At 36.7% G+C, this 22,528-nt stretch carries 8 protein-coding genes, 2 tRNA genes and 3 rRNA genes; 3 read left to right on the forward strand and 10 right to left on the reverse strand.

From position 1 onward, the window contains the following. Positions 1–490 precede the first annotated feature (490 nt). Positions 491–1,321 carry a M57 family metalloprotease gene (locus AC3IS6_RS19130; RefSeq protein ID WP_489161729.1) on the reverse strand — a complete coding sequence of 277 codons (831 nt, stop codon included), beginning with the start codon at positions 1,319–1,321 and terminating at the stop codon, positions 491–493. Positions 1,322–1,889: 568 nt separating this feature from the next. Here AC3IS6_RS19130 and AC3IS6_RS19135 point away from each other — a divergent pair. Beyond that, positions 1,890–4,604 carry a S8 family serine peptidase gene (locus tag AC3IS6_RS19135; RefSeq protein WP_489161731.1) on the forward strand — a complete coding sequence of 905 codons (2,715 nt, stop codon included), beginning with the start codon at positions 1,890–1,892 and terminating at the stop codon, positions 4,602–4,604. Positions 4,605–4,679: 75 nt separating this feature from the next. Here the strand turns inward: AC3IS6_RS19135 and AC3IS6_RS19140 are convergent, their stop codons facing one another. Then, a complete protein-coding gene (locus tag AC3IS6_RS19140) occupies positions 4,680–5,702 on the reverse strand; it encodes a DUF4377 domain-containing protein (RefSeq protein ID WP_489161733.1) in 1,023 nt (340 codons plus the stop codon). Positions 5,703–6,405: 703 nt separating this feature from the next. Here AC3IS6_RS19140 and AC3IS6_RS19145 point away from each other — a divergent pair. Both AC3IS6_RS19145 and AC3IS6_RS19150 read left to right on the forward strand, forming a co-directional pair. Continuing rightward, positions 6,406–6,765, forward strand: coding sequence for a secretion protein (locus tag AC3IS6_RS19145; protein ID WP_489161735.1), 360 nt, complete (start codon positions 6,406–6,408; stop codon positions 6,763–6,765). A 412-nt stretch (positions 6,766–7,177) separates the two neighbouring features. Then, positions 7,178–8,257 (forward strand): pentapeptide repeat-containing protein, encoded by a 1,080-nt coding sequence (locus tag AC3IS6_RS19150; protein WP_489161736.1) that lies wholly within the window; start codon positions 7,178–7,180, stop codon positions 8,255–8,257. 1,010 nt (positions 8,258–9,267) lie between these two features. On the opposite strand, the gene rrf is transcribed toward AC3IS6_RS19150, so the two are convergent. From rrf to AC3IS6_RS19190, 8 genes are all read right to left on the reverse strand, one after another. Next, positions 9,268–9,377: ribosomal RNA gene (gene rrf, locus AC3IS6_RS19155) — 5S ribosomal RNA — on the reverse strand. 162 nt (positions 9,378–9,539) lie between these two features. Next, positions 9,540–12,425, reverse strand: a 23S ribosomal RNA gene (locus AC3IS6_RS19160). Positions 12,426–12,578: 153 nt separating this feature from the next. Beyond that, a tRNA-Ala gene (locus tag AC3IS6_RS19165) sits at positions 12,579–12,652 on the reverse strand. A 168-nt stretch (positions 12,653–12,820) separates the two neighbouring features. After that, positions 12,821–12,894, reverse strand: a tRNA-Ile gene (locus AC3IS6_RS19170). A gap of 127 nt (positions 12,895–13,021) precedes the next feature. Next, a 16S ribosomal RNA gene (locus tag AC3IS6_RS19175) occupies positions 13,022–14,535 on the reverse strand. The 16S, 23S and 5S rRNA genes sit together here with 2 tRNA genes alongside, the layout of an rRNA operon. A gap of 977 nt (positions 14,536–15,512) precedes the next feature. After that, positions 15,513–16,481, reverse strand: a complete 969-nt coding sequence (locus tag AC3IS6_RS19180) for a YheT family hydrolase (protein WP_489161738.1) — start codon at positions 16,479–16,481, stop codon at positions 15,513–15,515. Between the two features lie 306 nt (positions 16,482–16,787). Then, positions 16,788–16,865 carry a sodium-dependent bicarbonate transport family permease gene (locus tag AC3IS6_RS19185; RefSeq protein ID WP_489164932.1) on the reverse strand — a complete coding sequence of 26 codons (78 nt, stop codon included), beginning with the start codon at positions 16,863–16,865 and terminating at the stop codon, positions 16,788–16,790. Positions 16,866–17,178: 313 nt separating this feature from the next. After that, complete coding sequence (locus tag AC3IS6_RS19190; protein ID WP_489161739.1) at positions 17,179–22,482, reverse strand: M43 family zinc metalloprotease; 5,304 nt, start codon at positions 22,480–22,482, stop codon at positions 17,179–17,181. Positions 22,483–22,528 lie beyond the last annotated feature (46 nt).

The raw sequence follows: 22,528 nt of genomic DNA on the forward strand, positions 1-22,528 counted from the left end.
TCAAATATTTATTCTACAAAAAAGAGGAAGTCTCAATACAATGAAACTTCCTCTTTTTGTTTTTTAGTTAACAGAAAACATTAAAAAATAAACCTTTTTAATATTAAAAATTTAGTACTGCTTTTTATGATAAAATAGATTTTTATAATTCTTTGGATTTTTCAACAACGATGTCTTTAACACTATCATCATCATGATTAGGCATCACTCCTAATTCTTTTAATTTTGTAACTTCACTTCTTACTTCCATTATTTACATTGAATTAATGTTAGTTCACCTTTTTAAACTTACCATTATTTTCATAAAACTCCATTAGCTTATCTAATGAGTTGTTATATTTATTACCTGTAATATTCTTGCAGTAAACTAATTCTAGATTGTTAATTTAAAAGACCTGACGATTTATAACCAACATACAATACAAAAGAGGCTGTTTCAAATAATGAAACAGCCTCTTATATTTTGTAAAGAGAGCCCCTAATTTAAATTTTAATATAAATAATTAAGAGCTGTAACATCGTTAGCATTGAAAGCTCCAGTTTCACTTGAACTGAAACATGCTCTCATATAAGATGTTGAATCATAACCTGTAGGTGTTCCTGGGATATGAATTGCTCCAACACCAGCAGCTCCTTCGTTTGAATTTTGTCCACAGCTTTGACGGCTGAAATAATCTGTGTGGCGTAAACCAATACAGTGGCCAATTTCGTGTGCAGCTACGTGTGCATTTACATTAACTGAATAAGTATCTAATCCAGAATACAATGTAACGGAATTAAAAGGATTCCCTCCTGAAGGAAAACCTGCTACTCCACCAGCACCTCCGGTTTGTCTTTTTACAACTATATTTGCACCTGTAGTACTTGAACTAAAAGTTAGTGTAAAGTTAATAGACAAACCTAAATTATTGTATCTATTTACTGCAGCTTGTAATCCAGCTTTCATATTTGCGCTTAAAGCTGTTGTTCCAGTCCCGGATAATCCAACAATTTTAATAGTTTTTGGAGTAGATACTAAATTAGTAGTACGGTATTGTTCTGTAGTAATACCACCATGAATATTCATTTTATTTAATTGCTCCTCAGTCATGATAATGTCACCTTCTATCAGGAAAGCATCCTCAGTGGTTCCATCTAACTTCGTGTTTTTAATCACTTGAACATCTTTATTATTTAGTGCAAGTGCACTAATTTTATTCAACACATCTTGTGTTACTTGAAGAGATCCTTCTTTTGGTTGATCCGCTTGATCATCTTTATTACAAGATAACACCATTAGTGCCACAAATGACAAGGCTAAAATTGATTTCATTTTTTTCATAAACAGGTTTTTTTTGGTTGTTAAAAAAGTTTGGTAAACGGGGATCTTTACAAAATATTAATAATACTTATCTCCAAACTTAACTATTTTTTTATATTAAAATACTTATAAAACAGTTATTTAACAATTTTAACATTTTTTGTTAAATAATTTCTTTATGATTTTTTAATCCTAATTATCTGATTATTACGCTAAGCCCAGTAAAATCAATAATTAAATACAAATCAGATTGTTATCTATAAAAATATGATTTCAATATTCAACTTATGTTACTTTTGCTAAAATGTGATTCTACAATTTGATACCTAATTTAAAATATAAAAAGTATACTGAAATTAAAATCACAGATGCGATATATTTTGAAGGTGCTGCATGAAATAAAAACTCGTACTTTTTTTACAAATAATTTAATAACTTTGATTACCTACAACGGATAAATATTTCACTTATAAATCATTAAACATAAATCTATACCTAGTTTTATCTAAATTTAGAAGTGATAAACCATTGTAAAATTCATTTTATGCCATTGGAATCAATGTTTATAACGGCCCTAACCTCTTAGTAAATGAAGACACAAATTACTTTCCTTCTCTATATGATCACGACAATTAGTCTCGCGCAAAGCCCAGAAAAATGGGAGCACTACATAAAAAAGGAAAATGAAAGCAAATTTGAAAAATACTATTTTACATCTTTAGAAAATGCACACCACCACAACTATAATATTGTTAAAAAACTTGACAGTACTTTTTGTATTGTTGAAAATAAAAATTTAAAATCGAATCGGACTTTAAACAAAATTATCCCGGTTAATAATTTATGGAAACTACCTTCTGATTTTTCGAATCACACAGAAAGTAAACAGTATATAATTGCAACAGACTCAATCAAAACCTTACTTACTGACTTAAAATCAATTAATATTTCTACTATCAAAATACTGGATAATCACCTTGTAGTCATAAAAAGTGATTCAAAAAAAATTATTGATACCATTATATCTTTGAGTAGTGTAACTTCAATTTCGCAGGAATCACTGCAACCAAAAGCTGAATCTAAAATAATAGATCAAAATTTTAGTATCAACTCTATAAATAAAGCCAATATAAATTTTCCTCTTCTAACTGGCGAAAATCAAATTGTCGCGATCAAAGATGATTTTTTTGATGTAAATGATATTGATTTATTGAATAAAAACATTCCTTCCTCAATACAATCCACTATTGTATCAAACCATGCAACAGCAATGGCGACTATAGCTTCGGGATTAGGAAACAGTTCTTTATTAGGAAAAGGTGTTGCTCCAAAATCTAAGATACAATCATCTGATTTTTCGAATATCTTTCCCGATGAAATAGCCCATTTACAAGGTGCTACCACTCAAAATCATTCCTATGGCACAGTGATTGAGAATTTTTATGGTTCACTCGCCAATGCTTATGACGCTCAACTATTCTCAAATCCTAATTTGACACACTGTTTTTCCTCAGGAAATATTGGGCTTCAGGGTTATAAATCGATTACCGGTAATTTCAAGCAATCAAAAAATAGCATCGTATTGGGATGCATTGACCAAAACGGAATAATTATGCCCTTTTCTTCAAAAGGTCCGGCCTATGACGGTCGAATAAAACCAGAGTTAGTAGCTTATAGCACACAAGGAACTTCAAATTCTACAGCATTGGCTACAGGAATTATCACTCTTATGAAACAACATTATAAAACGATACACAATATCCCTTTGACTAATACCCAGACAAAAGCAATTTTAATTAATAGTGCAAAAGATTTAGGTAATCCGGGTCCCGATTTTACCTATGGTTATGGCAACATCAATGCTGATAAAAGTTTAAAAACAATCAGCGAAAATAGAATATTATCCGGTACTTTGACGTCCGGCCAGACAACTTCACATCTTATTGCTCTTCCGGAAAATGCAAAAAACTTAAAAATCACATTAGTCTGGAACGATTTGCCTGCTGCAATCAATAGTAATATCAGTTTGGTAAACGATTTAGACCTCGAAGTTGTTTCAGCCGACAAAACTACTATTCTACCCTGGATTCTTAATCCTGGCGCTCCACAACAGCAAGCTACAAGAGGAAAAGACAAAATAAATACCATAGAGCAAGTGACTATTGAAAACCCCGCATCCGGATCTTATACTGTTAATGTTATTGGTTCATATGTTTCAAATACTTCACAAGAATACAGCATCGCTTACGAATATGAATTACAAAATCGATTTGAATGGAATTACCCTGTTCATAATGATAATTTCCCCTATGATGGTAAGATTATTTCTCCTTTTAAGTGGAATTCGTCATTTTCCGGTAGTCCTGGACAATTGTCTATAAGCTACAATAATGGGCTAAACTGGGAAATTATTGCAAATGATATAAATCTAAACAGTGAACAATTCACTTATATCCCAAAAGATCAAAAATTTTCAAAAGCAAAATTAAAAATGACCATTGATAACACCGATTATATCTCTGACAGTTTTACGATTTCTTATGATTTAAATATTCGTGCCAGCTTAGTTTGTGATGGTACAACCGAAATTAACTGGGACAAACCTGCTGATGTTTCATCCTTTAATATTTATCAGCTCAAGGAAGATCATTTAGAATTTAAAGAACAGACAACAAACAATACTTACACTTATACCGATGGGAAAATTTATACCGTTATTCCTCTATTTAACAATAACGAAGGAATAAAAAGTGAGTCGACATTACAGTATGCGCAAAACTCAAATTGCTATTTCGAGTTTGCTTTGGCAGAAGTTTATGAAGAAGATAAAATAAAAATTAACACCAGTCTTTTCAGCTTATACAATATCAAAAGAATCGAGTTGGTAAAAATGATCAACAATACCGAAGCTGTTATTAGTACAACAAACGATATCAATTCAAAAACGCTCTCATTTTTAGATCTAACTCCTGTAAAGGGCCGTAATAAATATAAGATAAACATTCTTTTAAAAAACAATACCGTAATAAGTTCTCTAATTGTTGATGCCAATTATTTAGGTGATGATTTGTTTCTGGTTCACCCCACGCTACTAAGCAAAAATGAAGACTTAAATATTGAAGCCAAAAAAGAGGGAAACGCCATTTTCTACTTGTACAATGTCAGTGGACAAAATACTAATACTTTTTCGTTACTTTCGAAAACCAATAACATTACTCTGAAAAATATTGCCTCCGGAATTTATTTCTATAAAATAATTACCAGCTCAGGCGAAATACAATCGGGAAAAATTGCAGTTTTTTAGTCTATTATACCTCTATATACTAAAAAGCCTGACGATATTCGTCAGGCTTTTTAGTTCTTATATGCAGTGAAAAATTTACTTTGTAATTCCAAACATCATTACAAGTTTGTCATTAAGATAAAAATTCAGAGTCTGATCTGCCACGTCAAAACGCAGGTCTTTATTGTTTAGATAAGATACTATTTTTTGTTCCGTTTTATTAGCTTCTTCACCAATACATGCCATTGCTGTAATTCTTACATTATTAAAAACAACACGATCAGCTTTACTTTTATAAGTACCTCCAAAATTGTTACAACCTGTATTACCACTCACTTGTTTTTTTGTTGTATCAAATTTAATAAAAGCACGACCATAATCCTGTCCCACATTTTCAAGCATAATTAACTTCCAGTTGTTCTTACCAATATAACTCCAAAGCTCATTTTGAGTTGGTATAGCAAACTCCAAAATAGTCTTGTTCTTTAAATTTTTAAACTGTACTTTATTGTTTTTCTTTACAATTTTAAATTTCTTATCCTTTATAGCTTCACTAAATTCATGCTCTAATTTCATACTCTTCTCATCACAAGCCATTAAAGTTCCAAAAGGAGCATCGGTTTTGATCTGATTTTTTGCAGCAAGCTTTGTATATTTTACATTAAAGTTATTGCAGCCGTTTTTACCACTGATTGTACCTGCTTCTTTGTTTATGGTAATAAATGCTTTACCATTATTTATCTTTTTCCCATTCAACTGGGTCAAGATCATTTTTGTATTGTAAATCCCTTTCGCTTCTTTTACTGCCGTTTTCGAAATAATACTTTTCAGTTTATATTCGTATAAAGAAGCATCGGCAGGAACAACACCCTGTCTTTTTGTTCTGGTCACCATAATCTCATATCGGTTTCCTTGTTCAAAATTGAAACCGTCAATATGATTATAAAAAAACTGCCACTCTTTGTCATTGTCATACTTTACCTGTAAACATTCCATTGGAGCAACACCCTGACATGGAACTTTATTTTCTCTTACAAACATTCTTAAATTCTCCTGACCATATGTAATTGATGATAATAACACGATCATAAAAACATACATACCTTTAAATCTTCTCATTCTTTTTAAATTTTGTAATACTTCATTAAGTATTCTGATTATACTATATTTCCTTCGTTAGCATTAACTGTGCCATTTGAACAATGGAGTCTGTTTTTAACTTTTTTTTATACCTCCGGTTAAGCCTTATTTTACGGGAGTTTTTATCTGTTACATCCTATTTTTCAAGGCTATATTACAACTAACTATACTACAAACCGACTAGTTACCCCACACTGCGGCCTTCTTTTATAAGCTAAAAATGTACTACCGCTCAACCTATCATAAATTCTCTGCCACTGCCACTAATCACAGCCTTTTGGCTCAGATCATTTTTTTATTGCACTCTAAAAAAATGGTTTTCTCTAAATATTATAGTTCACTGATTCTTTTTTTAGCAGCTGATTGACACATTTGATTTAAAAATAATCGATCCGGAATACTTTTAAAGGCATTTTTGGATCGTAAAATTTCGAAATAGCAAATTCTGTATTAAAAGTACAATTTTTTTAATGCTAATAAACTGACAATCAATTTCTTTTTTTATAAGAAGTATAAAAAGAAACTCGAACAATTGCATTTTTACCACATAATTTAATATAAACACCAAAATATCTATAATTCAGCAATTTACCGCTATAAAAATAAGATTTTTTTGAATAAAACTTAATTTATTTTCTAATTTTGCGCCTCAATTTTATTTGACTATCAAACGATTAAAAGAATGACACAATTTAGTAAAACAGTATTTATTGGAGATATATTATTGTCGTCGATTTATACTTATGCTGATGAAAGTACGCGCAATTATACTTTGACTATAGCAACCGGAAATCAAAAAGCAATAAACTTTATACTGGATGCTGCCGAAAGTTCATCTTTCAATATTTATGATCAAAATCGAACTTTAATTTACTCCAGAGAGTCGGAAATAAACAAACTAGAAATATCAACAACAATTAGTTTAGAAGGATGTTCGTCCGATTTTTATTTCTTAGAGATAATAGAAAATGGTAAGGTTATGACACACAAAATAAAAGTTACAGCCAAAGCTGTAAGTGAGAGTCTTTCTTTACAATATTAATTTTTTGCCCCCACAATCAGAACAACTCTATTTTGAGTTGATTAAGAGCAGTTCAGAATTGAGCTGTTTTTTTTTACTTCAAACAAAACTGTAAGCATTTATCAGCTCCCACGATTTCCATTTTAAAAAAATATTAGATTGATATTTTTTATATTGAGCAAAAAAAAGTGACAAGATATCTTTTTACATAAGTGTATCGAAATCAGATCTTACATTTAGTAACAACAACACAAGAAATAATCCATAATTACGATTTCGGAGCCTTCACAAACAAAAACTCATCTATACTACCTGTAGTTGTCAAATAGCAACCAAAAGTAGCCTAAATACAACTATAAGTTTTTGTTTTTTTTTGATTCTAAAAATGCATCCAAATACCTTTGCATTATCTAAAAACAAAAAAAATAATACCATGTTAAATACTAAAATGATCGGCAACAAAATTGCCGTAGCACGAAAAAAAATAAACTTATCTCAGGCACAGCTTGCCGAACATCTATTTATTAGTTCACAAGCTGTTGGAAAATGGGAACGTGGAGAATCAATGTCCGATATAACAACTTTTAATCGTCTGGCCGAAGTTCTGGGTGTTGATCTTAATTACTTCTCTGAAAATTTTCAATCCGAAACTAGTAAAACCACACCAATTGAACCATTAGCAAATCAATCTGATGAATTGTTATCGATAAAGCAAAAGAAGAAACTTAGCTGGGATATGTCAAATGGAAATTGGGTAGACGCTGATTTTTCGGGATTGAAAAATCTAAGCCAAAAATTTGGTTCCTCCAATATGCAACGTTGCTTATTTATTGAATCAGATATATCGGGGCTTATTCTAAAAAACAATAATGTAAATGGCTGCGACTTCACAAATTCCAACATTAGTAACAGTAATATCCAGAGCTCAAACCTAACACATAATATATTCAAAAATTGTTCTTTACAAGAAACTGAATTTTCCAGAAACTATCTCAAAGATTGTGATTTCACTGGCGCCAATTTTATTGGAGTAAATTTTATAAAGAATAATCATCTTGACAATTGCGATTTTTCAGGCTCTGATATTAGAAAAGGTCAGCTTCAAAATTCCAGTTTAAACAAAAATACATTTAAAAATTGTTTACTAAAAGAAGCTCTTTTTTTCAAAAGTCACATCAAAGACTGTGATTTCTCTGACGCTAATTTTACCGAAGCAGAATTCAAATCTGGAGTTTTTATAAACAATCCGGTAGTAAATGCAATATGGAATCATACATCGTTTATTGAAATGCAAATTAACGATATCACTTTTGAAGGAACATTGGAGGATTGTTATTTTGAAAACTGTGAATTCAAAAAAGTAATATTTCAAAATTCCATACTTACAGGTACTTTTTTCAAAAACAATAACTTGAAACGGGTTCAATTCATCAATTGTCAAACCGATAAAATTACCTACGAATTCTTAAAGAATAATAAAGCAGACTTAACTGGTATTACATTTTTGCCGTAGTAGCAAAGAAAATGAATAACGCCAAAAAATATTCCTCATCAGTCAACACCATTTAACATCACTGATATAAAAGTAATTCTCAGGATCATCACAACATTATTAAAATCCAAAAAAATAATAAAACAATGATAGCACATATAATAACTTTTTATTTAGCTCTAGGCAAATTAATACTATACTTCTTTACAAATAATAAAAACTAATACCCTTTAAAGTCAGATACAACTAAATAACCCGTTAAAAAGTAATTTAGTTGTATTCTTGTGATAACCTTAGAATAATTGTCACAATGTATTATAAAACTATTTGCAGTACCTGCCGTATTACATTTACAATATTATTTAGCTCAAATGTCGTTTCGAGTAATAACTTTACATACAACAAAAAATAGCTAATGAAGTTTTTTTTGCAACCATTACACCCATCTAAAACTTCAAAGATTTAAGAATATTCTACTCTTCCTTTTCAGCCATCGAAAGTTATACAAAACTCAATATTTACCTGAAATACAAACACAATACTACAAATATTGTCAACGGTTTCAACCGTTAGGACACAATACGTCGCAACAATACCAACCCCACACTTGAAATCGTGAGTTATAATTCACACAAGAGAAAATTTTTGATTTTTTTAACATCAAGTTCTTTCTTTTCAGAGATTAGGGATTACGTACAATCTTATTCAGGGCGTTTCCCTTCGGGTCGGGCTGTACGCTAAATCTTTTGCGATAGAAGTTTTAACTGATTTAAGAAAATGTTTGCTAAACTTTTCTTTTGCTCTCCAAGTCACAAAGACGCGAAGTTCATTTCAATCAGATGCTGTTAAACTTTTTAAAGTAACTCCGCTAGGAGTCTAATATTGGTAACCACAGGTAACACTCACAACCTGCCCATCATAAAGGTGTCCCGTAGGGACTACACTATCAAGTAGCATAAAAAAAACCTCAAGGAATCTCTCAAAATACATAAAACAAAAAACCCTATCCGATTTGGATAGGGTTTTTAAAAGAAAGGCGACGACATACTCTCCCACATAACTGCAGTACCATCTGCGCAGGCGGGCTTAACTACTCTGTTCGGGATGGGAAGAGGTGAGCCCCGCCGCAATAACCACCTTAAGAAGTTATAATTGCTTTGGGCAATTTTTTTTAATTAATAATTGATAATTCACAATTCATAATTAAAATAATATCTTAACATACTGAGATAAAGAAAAGTACTTTTATTTACTATTTTAGAAAGTTTCTTCTCTCCCGATTTGCATCGGGAGAGAAAAGGGTGTACATAAGCTTACGGATTATTAGTACTACTCGACTATGACATTACTGCCTTTACATCTATAGCCTATCAACGTGGTCATCTTCCACGATCCTTAAAAGAAATCTCATCTTGTGGTGGGTTTCGCGCTTATATGCTTTCAGCGCTTATCCCTTCCAAACGTAGCTACTCTGCGGTGCCCCTGGCGGGACAACAGATACACTAGAGGTTTGTCCAATTCGGTCCTCTCGTACTAGAATCAGATCCACTCAAATTTCTAACGCCCACAGTAGATAGAGACCGAACTGTCTCACGACGTTCTGAACCCAGCTCGCGTGCCACTTTAATGGGCGAACAGCCCAACCCTTGGGACCTTCTCCAGCCCCAGGATGTGACGAGCCGACATCGAGGTGCCAAACCCCCCCGTCGATATGAGCTCTTGGGGGAGATCAGCCTGTTATCCCCGGCGTACCTTTTATCCTTTGAGCGATGGCCCTTCCATGCGGAACCACCGGATCACTATGCTCTACTTTCGTACCTGATCGACCTGTATGTCTCTCAGTCAAGCTCCCTTATGCCATTGCACTCTACGCACGGTTACCAAGCGTACTGAGGGAACCTTTAGAAGCCTCCGTTACTCTTTTGGAGGCGACCACCCCAGTCAAACTACCCACCAAGCAATGTCCCCCACAACGCGGGGTTAGGCTTCAGATAAACAAAGGGTTGTATTTCAACAATGACTCCACAACGCCTGGCGACGCCACTTCACAGTCTCCAACCTATCCTACACATCATTTATCCAAAGTCAATACTAAGCTATAGTAAAGGTGCACAGGGTCTTTTCGTCCCACTGCGGGTAAACGGCATCTTCACCGTTACTACAATTTCACCGAGCTCATGGCTGAGACAGTGTCCAGATCGTTACACCATTCGTGCAGGTCGGAACTTACCCGACAAGGAATTTCGCTACCTTAGGACCGTTATAGTTACGGCCGCCGTTTACTGGGGCTTCAATTCAATGCTTCTCCGAAGATAACATCTCCTCTTAACCTTCCAGCACCGGGCAGGTGTCAGGCCCTATACTTCATCTTACGATTTTGCAGAGCCCTGTGTTTTTGATAAACAGTCGCCTGGACCTCTTCACTGCGGCCCTGTATTACTACAGGGCGACCCTTCTCCCGAAGTTACGGGTCTATTTTGCCTAATTCCTTAGCCATGAATCTCTCGAGCACCTTAGGATTCTCTCCTCAACTACCTGTGTCGGTTTACGGTACTGGTACTAATTACCTGAAGTTTAGAGGTTTTTCTTGGAAGCCCTTAGGCGCACTATCTCTTTGTCCGAAGACGCCGAGTACTATCGTATTTCCCCAAGCCGTGTGGATTTGCCTGCACAGCTTATAGGTAGGTACTTCAACGAACTATTCCGTCAGTTCGCGGCGCTTTCATCACTCCGTCACCCCATCACAGTAATTAGTAGTACGGGAATATTAACCCGTTAGCCATCGACTGTCCCTTTCGGGTTCGCCTTAGGACCAGACTAACCCACAGCTGATTAGCATAGCTGTGGAAACCTTAGTTTTTCGGTGTGCGGGTTTCTCGCCCGCATTATCGTTACTTATGCCTACATTTTCTTTTCTAACCAGTCCAGCATACCTGACGATACACCTTCAACCCTGTTAGAATGCTCCCCTACCACTTAGAGTAAACTCTAAATCCATAGCTTCGGTAATACACTTATGCCCGATTATTATCCATGCTCGTCCGCTCGACTAGTGAGCTGTTACGCACTCTTTAAATGAATGGCTGCTTCCAAGCCAACATCCTAGCTGTCTGGGCAGACAAACCTCGTTCTTTCAACTTAGCGTATATTTGGGGACCTTAGCTGATGGTCTGGGTTCTTTCCCTCTCGGACTTGGACCTTAGCACCCAAGCCCTCACTGCTGAGAAACATTATATAGCATTCGGAGTTTGTCAGGAATTGGTAGGCGGTGAAGCCCCCGCATCCAATCAGTAGCTCTACCTCTATATAACTTTACGCTCAGCGCTGCACCTAAATGCATTTCGGGGAGTACGAGCTATTTCCGAGTTTGATTGGCCTTTCACCCCTACCCACAGGTCATCCGAAGACTTTTCAACGTCAACCGGTTCGGTCCTCCACTGTGTGTTACCACAGCTTCAACCTGCCCATGGGTAGATCACACGGTTTCGCGTCTAACACTACTGACTAAAGCGCCCTATTCAGACTCGCTTTCGCTACGGATCCGTGGCTTAACCACTTAACCTTGCCAGCAACGTTAACTCGTAGGCTCATTATGCAAAAGGCACGCCGTCACCCCACGAAAGGGCTCCGACCGCTTGTAAGCGTATGGTTTCAGGATCTATTTCACTCCGTTATTCACGGTTCTTTTCACCTTTCCCTCACGGTACTGGTTCACTATCGGTCTCTCAGGAGTATTTAGCCTTAGCGGATGGTCCCGCCAAATTCAGACAGGGTTTCACGTGCCCCGCCCTACTCAGGATACCACTATCTATTATACTCGTTACCCATACGGGGCTATCACCCTCTTTGGCTCGACTTTCCAGTCAATTCCGGTTCCTTGTACATAAAATATCGTGGTCCTACAACCCCAACATTGCCGTAACAACATTGGTTTGGGCTAATCCGCGTTCGCTCGCCACTACTTACGGAATCACTTTTGTTTTCTTCTCCTCCGCCTACTTAGATGTTTCAGTTCAGCGGGTTTGCCCACCTATCGGTGTACTATGTCTTCAACATAGTGGGTTGCCCCATTCAGGTATCTACGGATCAATCGGTGTGTGCCCGTCCCCGTAGCTTTTCGCAGCTTATCACGCCTTTCATCGCCTCTGAGAGCCTAGGCATCCCCCATACGCCCTTATTTTGCTTATTGTACCAATCTTGTTACTTAAAACAAGACCGTTTTTTTTTGTCTTTTACAATAAATTGTAAAAAACGCTTTCTACTTTTTATTATTTTCTTATCTCAATATGTCAATGAACTTTAACAATTAATAATTATCAATTGATAATTGTCAATTATTTCGTGGAGAATAACGGAGTCGAACCGTTGACCTCCTGCGTGCAAGGCAGGCGCTCTAGCCAGCTGAGCTAATCCCCCATTTCTTAAATCTTAGATTGTAGAATTCAGATTTTAGATTTCTTTTTTCTTCTCTAATTTCTTTTGGTGAATTCCAACTTCCAGAATTTCCTTTTTTAAGCTAACAGTCTTTTTTATTTCCTTAATCTTTAAATAGTTTAATACTTAAAGCTTTCAATCTTTAAAAAGTAGTCCCGGGCAGACTCGAACTGCCGACCCCTACATTATCAGTGTAGTACTCTAACCAGCTGAGCTACGAGACTCTGTTTTACTTAATTTTCATTATTTTTTAAATTAACAGCAAGAGTAAGTGAATGTTGTGATTCAGAACCTTCTAAATTAACATCTTTTTTCCTCAACGTGTGTTTCCACTAACATTTGAGGCTCTAGAAAGGAGGTGTTCCAGCCGCACCTTCCGGTACGGCTACCTTGTTACGACTTAGCCCTAGTTACCAGTTTTACCCTAGGCAGCTCCTTGCGGTCACCGACTTCAGGCACCCCCAGCTTCCATGGCTTGACGGGCGGTGTGTACAAGGCCCGGGAACGTATTCACCGGATCATGGCTGATATCCGATTACTAGCGATTCCAGCTTCACGGAGTCGAGTTGCAGACTCCGATCCGAACTGTGACCGGTTTTATAGATTCGCTCCTGGTCGCCCAGTGGCTGCTCTCTGTACCGGCCATTGTAGCACGTGTGTAGCCCAAGGCGTAAGGGCCGTGATGATTTGACGTCATCCCCACCTTCCTCACAGTTTGCACTGGCAGTCTTGTTAGAGTTCCCGACATGACTCGCTGGCAACTAACAACAGGGGTTGCGCTCGTTATAGGACTTAACCTGACACCTCACGGCACGAGCTGACGACAACCATGCAGCACCTTGTAAATTGTCTTGCGAAAGATCTGTTTCCAAACCGGTCAATCTACATTTAAGCCTTGGTAAGGTTCCTCGCGTATCATCGAATTAAACCACATGCTCCACCGCTTGTGCGGGCCCCCGTCAATTCCTTTGAGTTTCATTCTTGCGAACGTACTCCCCAGGTGGGATACTTATCACTTTCGCTTAGCCACTGAAATTGCTTCCAACAGCTAGTATCCATCGTTTACGGCGTGGACTACCAGGGTATCTAATCCTGTTCGCTACCCACGCTTTCGTCCATCAGCGTCAATCCATTAGTAGTAACCTGCCTTCGCAATTGGTATTCCATGTAATCTCTAAGCATTTCACCGCTACACTACATATTCTAGTTACTTCCTAATAATTCAAGTTTAACAGTATCAATGGCCGTTCCACCGTTGAGCGATGGGCTTTCACCACTGACTTATTAAACCGCCTACGGACCCTTTAAACCCAATGATTCCGGATAACGCTTGGATCCTCCGTATTACCGCGGCTGCTGGCACGGAGTTAGCCGATCCTTATTCTTACGATACCGTCAAGCTGCTTCACGAAGCAGTGTTTCTTCTCGTATAAAAGCAGTTTACAATCCATAGGACCGTCATCCTGCACGCGGCATGGCTGGATCAGGCTTGCGCCCATTGTCCAATATTCCTCACTGCTGCCTCCCGTAGGAGTCTGGTCCGTGTCTCAGTACCAGTGTGGGGGATCTCCCTCTCAGGACCCCTACCCATCGTAGCCTTGGTAAGCCGTTACCTTACCAACTAGCTAATGGGACGCATGCTCATCTTTTACCGTTGTGACTTTAATAGTGATCTCATGCGAGACTGCTATGCTATGAGGTATTAATCCAAATTTCTCTGGGCTATCCCTCTGTAAAAGGTAGATTGCATACGCGTTACGCACCCGTGCGCCGGTCTCAAGTTCCGAAGAACTCTACCCCTCGACTTGCATGTGTTAAGCCTGCCGCTAGCGTTCATCCTGAGCCAGGATCAAACTCTTCATCGTATATTTTTTATATTATATTGCGATGCTTTATCTATCGGTTCTTTTCAAATCTCTCGATTCATTTACTCTTATTCTTTTGTTTTAACATCTCTGTTAAAACGGCTGTCAATTCAATATGTCTACGAACGTGTATTTCTTTTTATTGTCTCGCCTGTATCTCAAAGCGGGTGCAAAAGTAAAAAACTTATTTCTAAATGGCAAGAGTTTTTTGAAGTTTTTTTTAAGAAAATTTAATTTCCTTTTTCCTTCTTTCTCCTTCCAATCTCTCAATGAGCTTCCCGTGTTTTGCGGGGTGCAAATGTAATATCCATTTTCAAATCTCACAAGCTTTTTCGAATCTTTTTTTGAAAATCTCTTTTCGCTTTTATTCCTTTGCTTGTCAGTATTTCAGTGAACGTCTATCGCTGTTGCGGGTGCAAAAGTAGACACTTTATCCACTTAAACAATAGCTTTTTTAAACTATTTTTAATCTTTTTTTCAAGTTGCTGATATGACAGCTTTTACAACGGAAAGTTTTTTGCTTCTTTTGCTTGTTTTGATCATTTGAGGCCGTTTTGGCCGTTTTGCCATGAAGATACTAAGACGCGAAGGTCCTATTTACTGGTTTCTTTTTAATCTCGCAAAGGCGCAAAGACGCCAAGTTTTACTTTTTCGCCTTATTTTCTTTTGAAAACCTCCACCCTAGCCCCGATAGAAGTGTAAATCCTTTTGCTTTTTCCTTTAAAAAGCAAAAGATTGAAACGCATAGCGGGAGAAAGCTCCTAAATATTCCAAATACCAAACTTGAAAGCTTCGACTTTACTTTGCTTGATAAAATGACTCCTTATATAATAAGAACAGAAACTACAAACCCGACAGGTTTTAAAACCTGTCGGGTTGTGGAGCGGTATTCTTCCTTATATATAGGTAGTGTGAATTTCTACTTATATATGTATACTAATTTAAACTATCAATTACACCTTATGCAATACTAAATACTATGCAAGACCTTTAAAGGATTCAAAAAACTCATATGCCCTTGTCTCTACATAGGAGTACGTTGAATTACGCAGTGGAAAAGCGCAGTGCCCTCCATATTTTGGAGTTTCCAAATAAACATACGCGCTATCCTGAGCTATAGCCCTGGGATAACATCTTTCTCCTAAAAAAGGATCATCTAATGAATTAATAATTAAGACCGGAATGGTAATGTTTTGAAGAGAAAATTCCGGAGAAACACGCTGGTAATAGTCATCCCGGCTTGCAAATCCATGAAGTGGTGCTGTAAAATACTGATCGACCTCATCAAACGAAGAAATTTTATCAATCTGATCGCGGTTTATAAAATCGGGAAACTGTGCAGCCTTGTGTTTTAGCTTTCTTTTAATATCAATTGTAAAGTTCTTTAAATAGACTCTGTTAAAACCTTGCTTAAGTACAGCAGCACTTGTTGCTATATGAGTTGGAACAGAAATAGAAACTGCTGCTTTTATTCGTTCGTCGATTTTTGTCCACCCTAAATAATTCAGGAGCTGAACACCGCCCATTGAATATCCAATTAAGTAAACATCTTTGAATTCTTTTTGTAAAACAAACTGTACTACTTCGTCAAGATCATCTACCGCACCGTGATGATAAAGTCTGGGAAGACGATTCATCTCTCCTCCACAAGTACGATTGTTCCATGCAAAAACGGAGAATCCTTTTTCCAGAAAGTAAGCGGCACAGCTATTATTATATGTTCTGCGCGAATCTCCTTCTAAACCATGGCATAGAATAACTGCTTTTTTGGAGTCATTTATAATAAAATCGATATTTATAAAATCTCCGTCACTTAGCTCATGTTTCGCTCTCGTATATTCGGGAACATCATACCTTTTAAACAAGGCAGCATAAATAGTAGAAATATGCCTGTTGCGATGAATAATCGAAGGTAAATTATATTCTGATTGTTCAATTAGTGGCATGATTAGCTAGTTTTATGGTATCATACAAATCTAAGAAATCAATCACCATTAAATTTAATACTACCTATTTTATTTCTCTTTTAAAAATAACGAATTAAAAGAAGCTATGCTGCAAAAGGTAAAATCAGAGCATTCAACCTAATGTACTACCAAGAAACTGAAATTTATTCTATAGGGAATTAATGGGTTTGCGTTTTTTTTATAAACCTTTACAAACATAATGTGTAACATCTGCAAGTAAAATACTTATTTAAAACAGGTTAACTAGCTCGCCCTATAATCCCCATAAACTAGTGAAAGCTAATTTTAAAAAATTTGTATAATTAGAAAATAAAGCGGAAGCCCTATTGTAATATTGATAGGAAAAGTGACACCTAGAGCCATTGGTAAAAAAAAGTCTCATAGGTGAGGCTTTAATGTTTAAAATTATAAAAGGCTCTTGAATCTATTACCTAAAAAAAGAGGCTGTCAAATTTTATCTGACAACCTCTCTTTAGGTTAAAAAGTACTTTTAAAATAGAATACCCCAATATTGATAATAAACAAAAACTAATCCTCAACCAATTAAAAGCAAAACAATTGATTTCTTAAGCTCAATATATTTATCGTAAACAAAAATGCATCTATTAGTTTACAGTATCTTTATTATCTAAGCATTTTAGTTTACTTCAAATGATTTCATCTAATGGGTTAAAATTTAATATTTTATTATCTTTTTAACTGACTGAACTTTACCATCTACCGTCACTTTTAAGAAGTAGAAACCAGTGGTAAAATTACTGCCATCAATAGTTATCGCATCAGCAGACTCATCATATGATTTAGTGAACATGTTTTGCCCTAAATTATTATAGATCAACACTTGCACTTTTTTTCCTAAAAATGAAGCAGAGCTAATGTTTATTGCCTCATTGAACGGGTTGGGATATTGGGCATAGCTAACTTTAGTTTCAAAATCGACAGTGCCCAAAGTAGGAAAAGTAAAAGTATTAACTATAGCAGGCGTTGTAATTAAAGCCTGCGGTCCTGCACTATATGCATATCGTATTACTGCAAAACTTTTCCCGTCTGTACTTACGGCCGCTTCAAAATAACCAAAGTAAGAAATGCCATTTTTAACAAATGTAAACCCTATGAATCCCGTTTTTCCATTCCAGTTATTGTAAGCAGGACTACTAATCATTGCATTTCCGGATGAATTCCAGTTATTGGTTCCTCCAATTTTCTGATTGGTTCCAATGAAACTAATTGAATTTGTTCCTGTTTCACTTACTAAGCCGTTATTGGTCAAAAATTTCAAACCATCTTCATCATACTGTAGCTTAAATTCAGTCTCATTTCCATCGACCTCCGCAGTAATCCTAAAGGATCCTGAAGGATTTGAAGCCGATACTATAATAGGGCTTGGCAAATCTACTTTAACTACGTTATAAGCATTTGTAAAAGTAAATCCGGTAGTAAACGATTTATTTTCTAAAACAGCTACTCCACCGGTAATGGCTGCATCCAAAAAGGTTATTGTGGCTACAGTTGCATTAGAAAACTCATTTTCTATGGCTTTGCCAATATAAGTTACCTGAACCGCAGTATTATTTACTAAGCTGATCTGAGCGGTTAATCCTGCCGGTAAACCTGTTATGGCAAAATCTGTTCCTTCGACTAAACTTCCTGAGCTTTTTGTAAAAGTCCCGCCATTTGTCGTTAATCTTACATCAATAGCAGTCAAAAATCGACCATCATTTGTTGGCGCATCTTCAGCAATTACAGCCGGAGTATTGGTCAGCTTCACCAAACCTAATTGAATAGGTGTGGTAATCGTAGCATTAGGAGCGGTATTGTAAGCATATTTACTTATCGAATAGCTCTGACCGTCTGCACTCACAACAGCTTCAAAGTAGCCATAATAAGGAACTCCGTTTTTAGCATATTTAAAACCGATGAAACCTGTTTTACCATCCCAAACTGTATAAGAACCGCTTCTTAAGGCAGGAACTCTTGTCCCGTTCCAATTGTTAGTTCCATCAATTGTAGTATTATACCCCAAATAGGAAATATTATTGCCTCCGGATTCACAAACTAACTCTTTATTATATGTTTCCAGTTTTAAACTACTCCCTTCAACAAACAATCCATAATCGGCATTATCTGCATCTGCTGTAGTTCTGAAAAAATTCCATGTAGTTCCTCCAACAGCTACTGTTAACGGGGCTAGCAAATCGACATAAATAATTTTATACGCATCGATATAAGTAAAATTAGTAGTAAAATGAGCTACATCCAGTTTAGCTATTCCGCCTGTAATGGCAGGATCTAAAAACGTAACGGTTACTGTGCCTGCATTTAGTACTTCATTTGATACCGCTTTACCGGAATAAGTTACCTGCGCTGTTGTACTGCTTGTTATATTGATGCTAGCTGTTAAACCTGAAGGTAAACCCGCTATAGTATAATCAGTACCTTCAACCAAATTGCCCTGGTTTTTTGCAAAAGTTCCGCCATCGATTGTCAATGCCACAGTAGTACTAAAGGTACCGTTGTTACTGGACACATCTTCAGAAATGCCGGACGGTATATTAGAAATATGGGCAAATAAAGCCGGAGTTGTGATAGAACCTCCCGGTGCTGTATTGTAAGCGTACTTATCGATTGTATAACTCTGACCGTCTGCACTTACAGCGGTTTCAAAATAACCATAATAAGAATGTCCATCTTTTGTATATTTAAATCCGATATATCCTTTTTTGCCGTCCCAGGCGGTATAAGCACTGCTTCTTAAAGTAGGAACTCTTGTTCCGTTCCAATTGCTCGCTCCACTAATTGTAACATTATACCCCAGGTACGAAATGTTATTAATTCCGGACTCGCAAACTAAATCTTTATTATAATTTTCTAATTTTAAATCGCTGCCCTCAACAAATAAACCATAACTGGCATTGTCTGCTTCAGCTGAGATATTAAATGGAATCCATTTCGAACCTGTAACCGATACAGTTAAAGGAGTCGGCAAATCGACATAAATAATTTTATACGCATTCTTAAAATTAAACTTAGTCGTAAAATTATCACTATCCAAAATAGCAGCCCCTCCGGTAATTGCAGGATTTAGAAAAGTAATAGTTGTAGTGCTTGTATTTGCCGCTTCGTTAGCTGTAGCTTTACCCGTATAACTTAACTCCGCTGTTGTACTGTTTAGTATCGTAATTTCAGCGGTTAAACCTGCCGGTAATCCTGTTACCGTAAAATCTGTTCCCTGAACCAGGCTTCCTGAACTTTTTGTAAAAGTCCCGCCGTTAGTCGTAAGCTGAATGACTACTTTTGTTTCGAAGCTTCCGTCATTACTCAAAGTATTTTCATTGATCTCATCTGGTGTATTGGCTAAATGAACCGAAAGATCTACCGGAATATCTTCTGTGTTGATACCCGCTCCAGGCTCAGTATTATAGGCATATTCTAATAAAGTATAAGACGTTCCTTTAGCATTTACTTTTACTTTAAACCAGCCGTAACAAGCCTCTCCCCCAATTGTAAAGGTAAAACCAATATAGCCGGTTTTTCCATCCCATGATTTATAAGAAGCATTTCTTAAAGTGTGCAGATTAGGATAACTGCCTCCTTCAACAAAGTTACTGCTGCCATTGATAAGCTGATTCGCTCCAATCAAAGTCATATTTAAAGAGTTCCCCTCACAAACAATAGATTTTGTGTAGGTTTCTAATTTAAGATCGCCTTTATCAACAAAAACCCCGTAATCCTGTTGGTCAGCATCTGCTGTAATTCTAAAGAATTTCCAGGTATTTGCTGCGTCTACTGTATAATTCAGGTCTTTTACGTGAACAATGGCATAGGGATCTCTGAAATTAATTTTGACAGAGGTACCCGAACTAGACAAGCTTGCTACCCCTCCGGTAATGGCCGGATTTAAAAATGTTATAGCAATTGTGGTACTATTCTCTTTCAGATGAGCAACAGCATTTCCGGTAAAAGCCAATTGTACTTCGGTATTACTAATAACATTTAATTTAGCACTTAAACCTGCCGGAACACCACTAATCGTATAATCGACTCCGGGAGTTAATTCTCCTGAATTTTTAACAAAAGTTCCGTTATTGGTCGTTAACTTAAAAGATGAAGTCTGCGAAACACTTCCATTGTTGACAGCTGCTTCAGAAAGAACAGCCGGGGAAACACTTAACGCGACTTTATCCGTCATTCCTGTATAAATTGTTCCACCCGGTTGTGTGTTATAAGCATATTCTACAATACTGTATCCCGAACCATCTGCGGCAACAACGGCTTTTAACCAACCATAACATTTTTCACCATCAATTGTATATTCAAATCCAAAATAATCCGTTTTACCATCCCAAATCGTATAAGACGAAGTTCTAAGATCTAATTGATTTGGATACGCTCCCGGTGCCGTAAAATTACTGCTTGCATTAATTGCGGTGTTAAAACCAAGAGGGGTAATATTCTTTGTTCCTGTATTGGTTAGCAGCCTTTTTCCGTAAGTTTCTACTTTTAAATGGTTGGCTGCAAATCGCCATACGCCATACTTTGGATCATCTCCTTTTTCAACCGTAAAATATTTCCAGGTAGATGTTGGTGTAACCGTCATGTCAGGAATATCAACAAAGAAAATACCATACGGATCTCTAAATTTAAAGTTCCAGCTCAATCCGTCGCAAAGCATACCACTTACTCCTCCGGTCAAAGCAGGAGTTAACAAAGTGATTCCGCCTGTAGTGCTATTACTTGCATTATGACCTGTTGCAGTTCCGGTTATTGTAACCGTAGCCTGGTTGCTGCTATTGATTGTAATCGTCGCACTTAAACCAGCCGGTAAATTAGCGCTAAAATCAACACCCGAAGTTAACGTTCCCGTCGACTTGGCAAAGGTGGTTCCATTTAACGTAATGTTGGCGCTACCGGAAATCGTTCCGTTATTAGCAACATCTTCTTTAAAACTTGTAATATCAGAAACCAAACTGCCTCCCGTGGTATTAACACCGGTAGCCGTCAAATTTTGTGCCGTCCATAATGTTCTTCTTGCCGGATGCTGTAATGCGGCCAGCATTCTTGCTACCTGTCCTTGTGTAAACATTTTACTGCATCCTTGTGCAGCATTGTATCCCATATAGTTTTCAATATTTACTTTATCACCGTCACAATTTGTTCCCGGCACACAGCCTAAAGAGTGTTTTCCATCTTCTTTTGGAGTATCGTCTACCTCATCGGTTCCTGAACAACCACCGTCAAAAGTGTGAATCAGATTCAAGAAATGTCCGAACTCATGCGTAAGTACCGCTGCAAATTCTTTATTGGTGTTCTCCCCCAAATAAGCTCCATTATAAACGCATCGTGCCAAATTATTATCAGACATCCAGGAATCCGGATACCAGCATACTCCCGAATTGTTGGTTGCTCCATCCGCATACAAATCGTTTTGAATGTAAACGTTCATGTATTTGTAGTTGTCCCATGCATCTGCCTGGATCTGGTTGTCGTAACCGCCTCCGTTACCGTAACCGTCTTTTTTTCTTTCAAAAATTACTCCAGTGGTACATTTTCCGCTAGGATCGATTTGTGCCAGCCTGAACTCAATATTTAAAGTTCCCCTTCTGGCCTGAAAAAAGGGTTCAACGGTATTGAAATCATCATTCAACCCCTTAAAATCATCATTAAGATTTTTTAATGCAGCTTGTATTTTTTGAAGTGTAACCGTTTTACCATTGAATGAAGTCCCATACACATGAAAAACAACCGGTATGATGTAGGTCGTATTTTCGGAACTCTTTCTAGTACTCATCTTTTTAGCATACTCTTTACTAAAAAGATTAAAAGCTTTATTCTCTTTTAAAGAACCGGGGTGATTCTTCAATTGCAATTCATTGACCTCCTTTGTGCGACAGCTGTGCGAAGGCTCAATTAAGTCTTGTGCTCTAATTCCCTGGGCGCTCCAGAGACAGCACAACACTAATAAAAGTAGTTGCTTTTTCATAATACTTGTTTTTGGTTATCTTTTTTGTTGTTTTGTTAATTATTTG

It is taken from the genome of Flavobacterium sp. KH_035 (assembly GCF_057839565.1).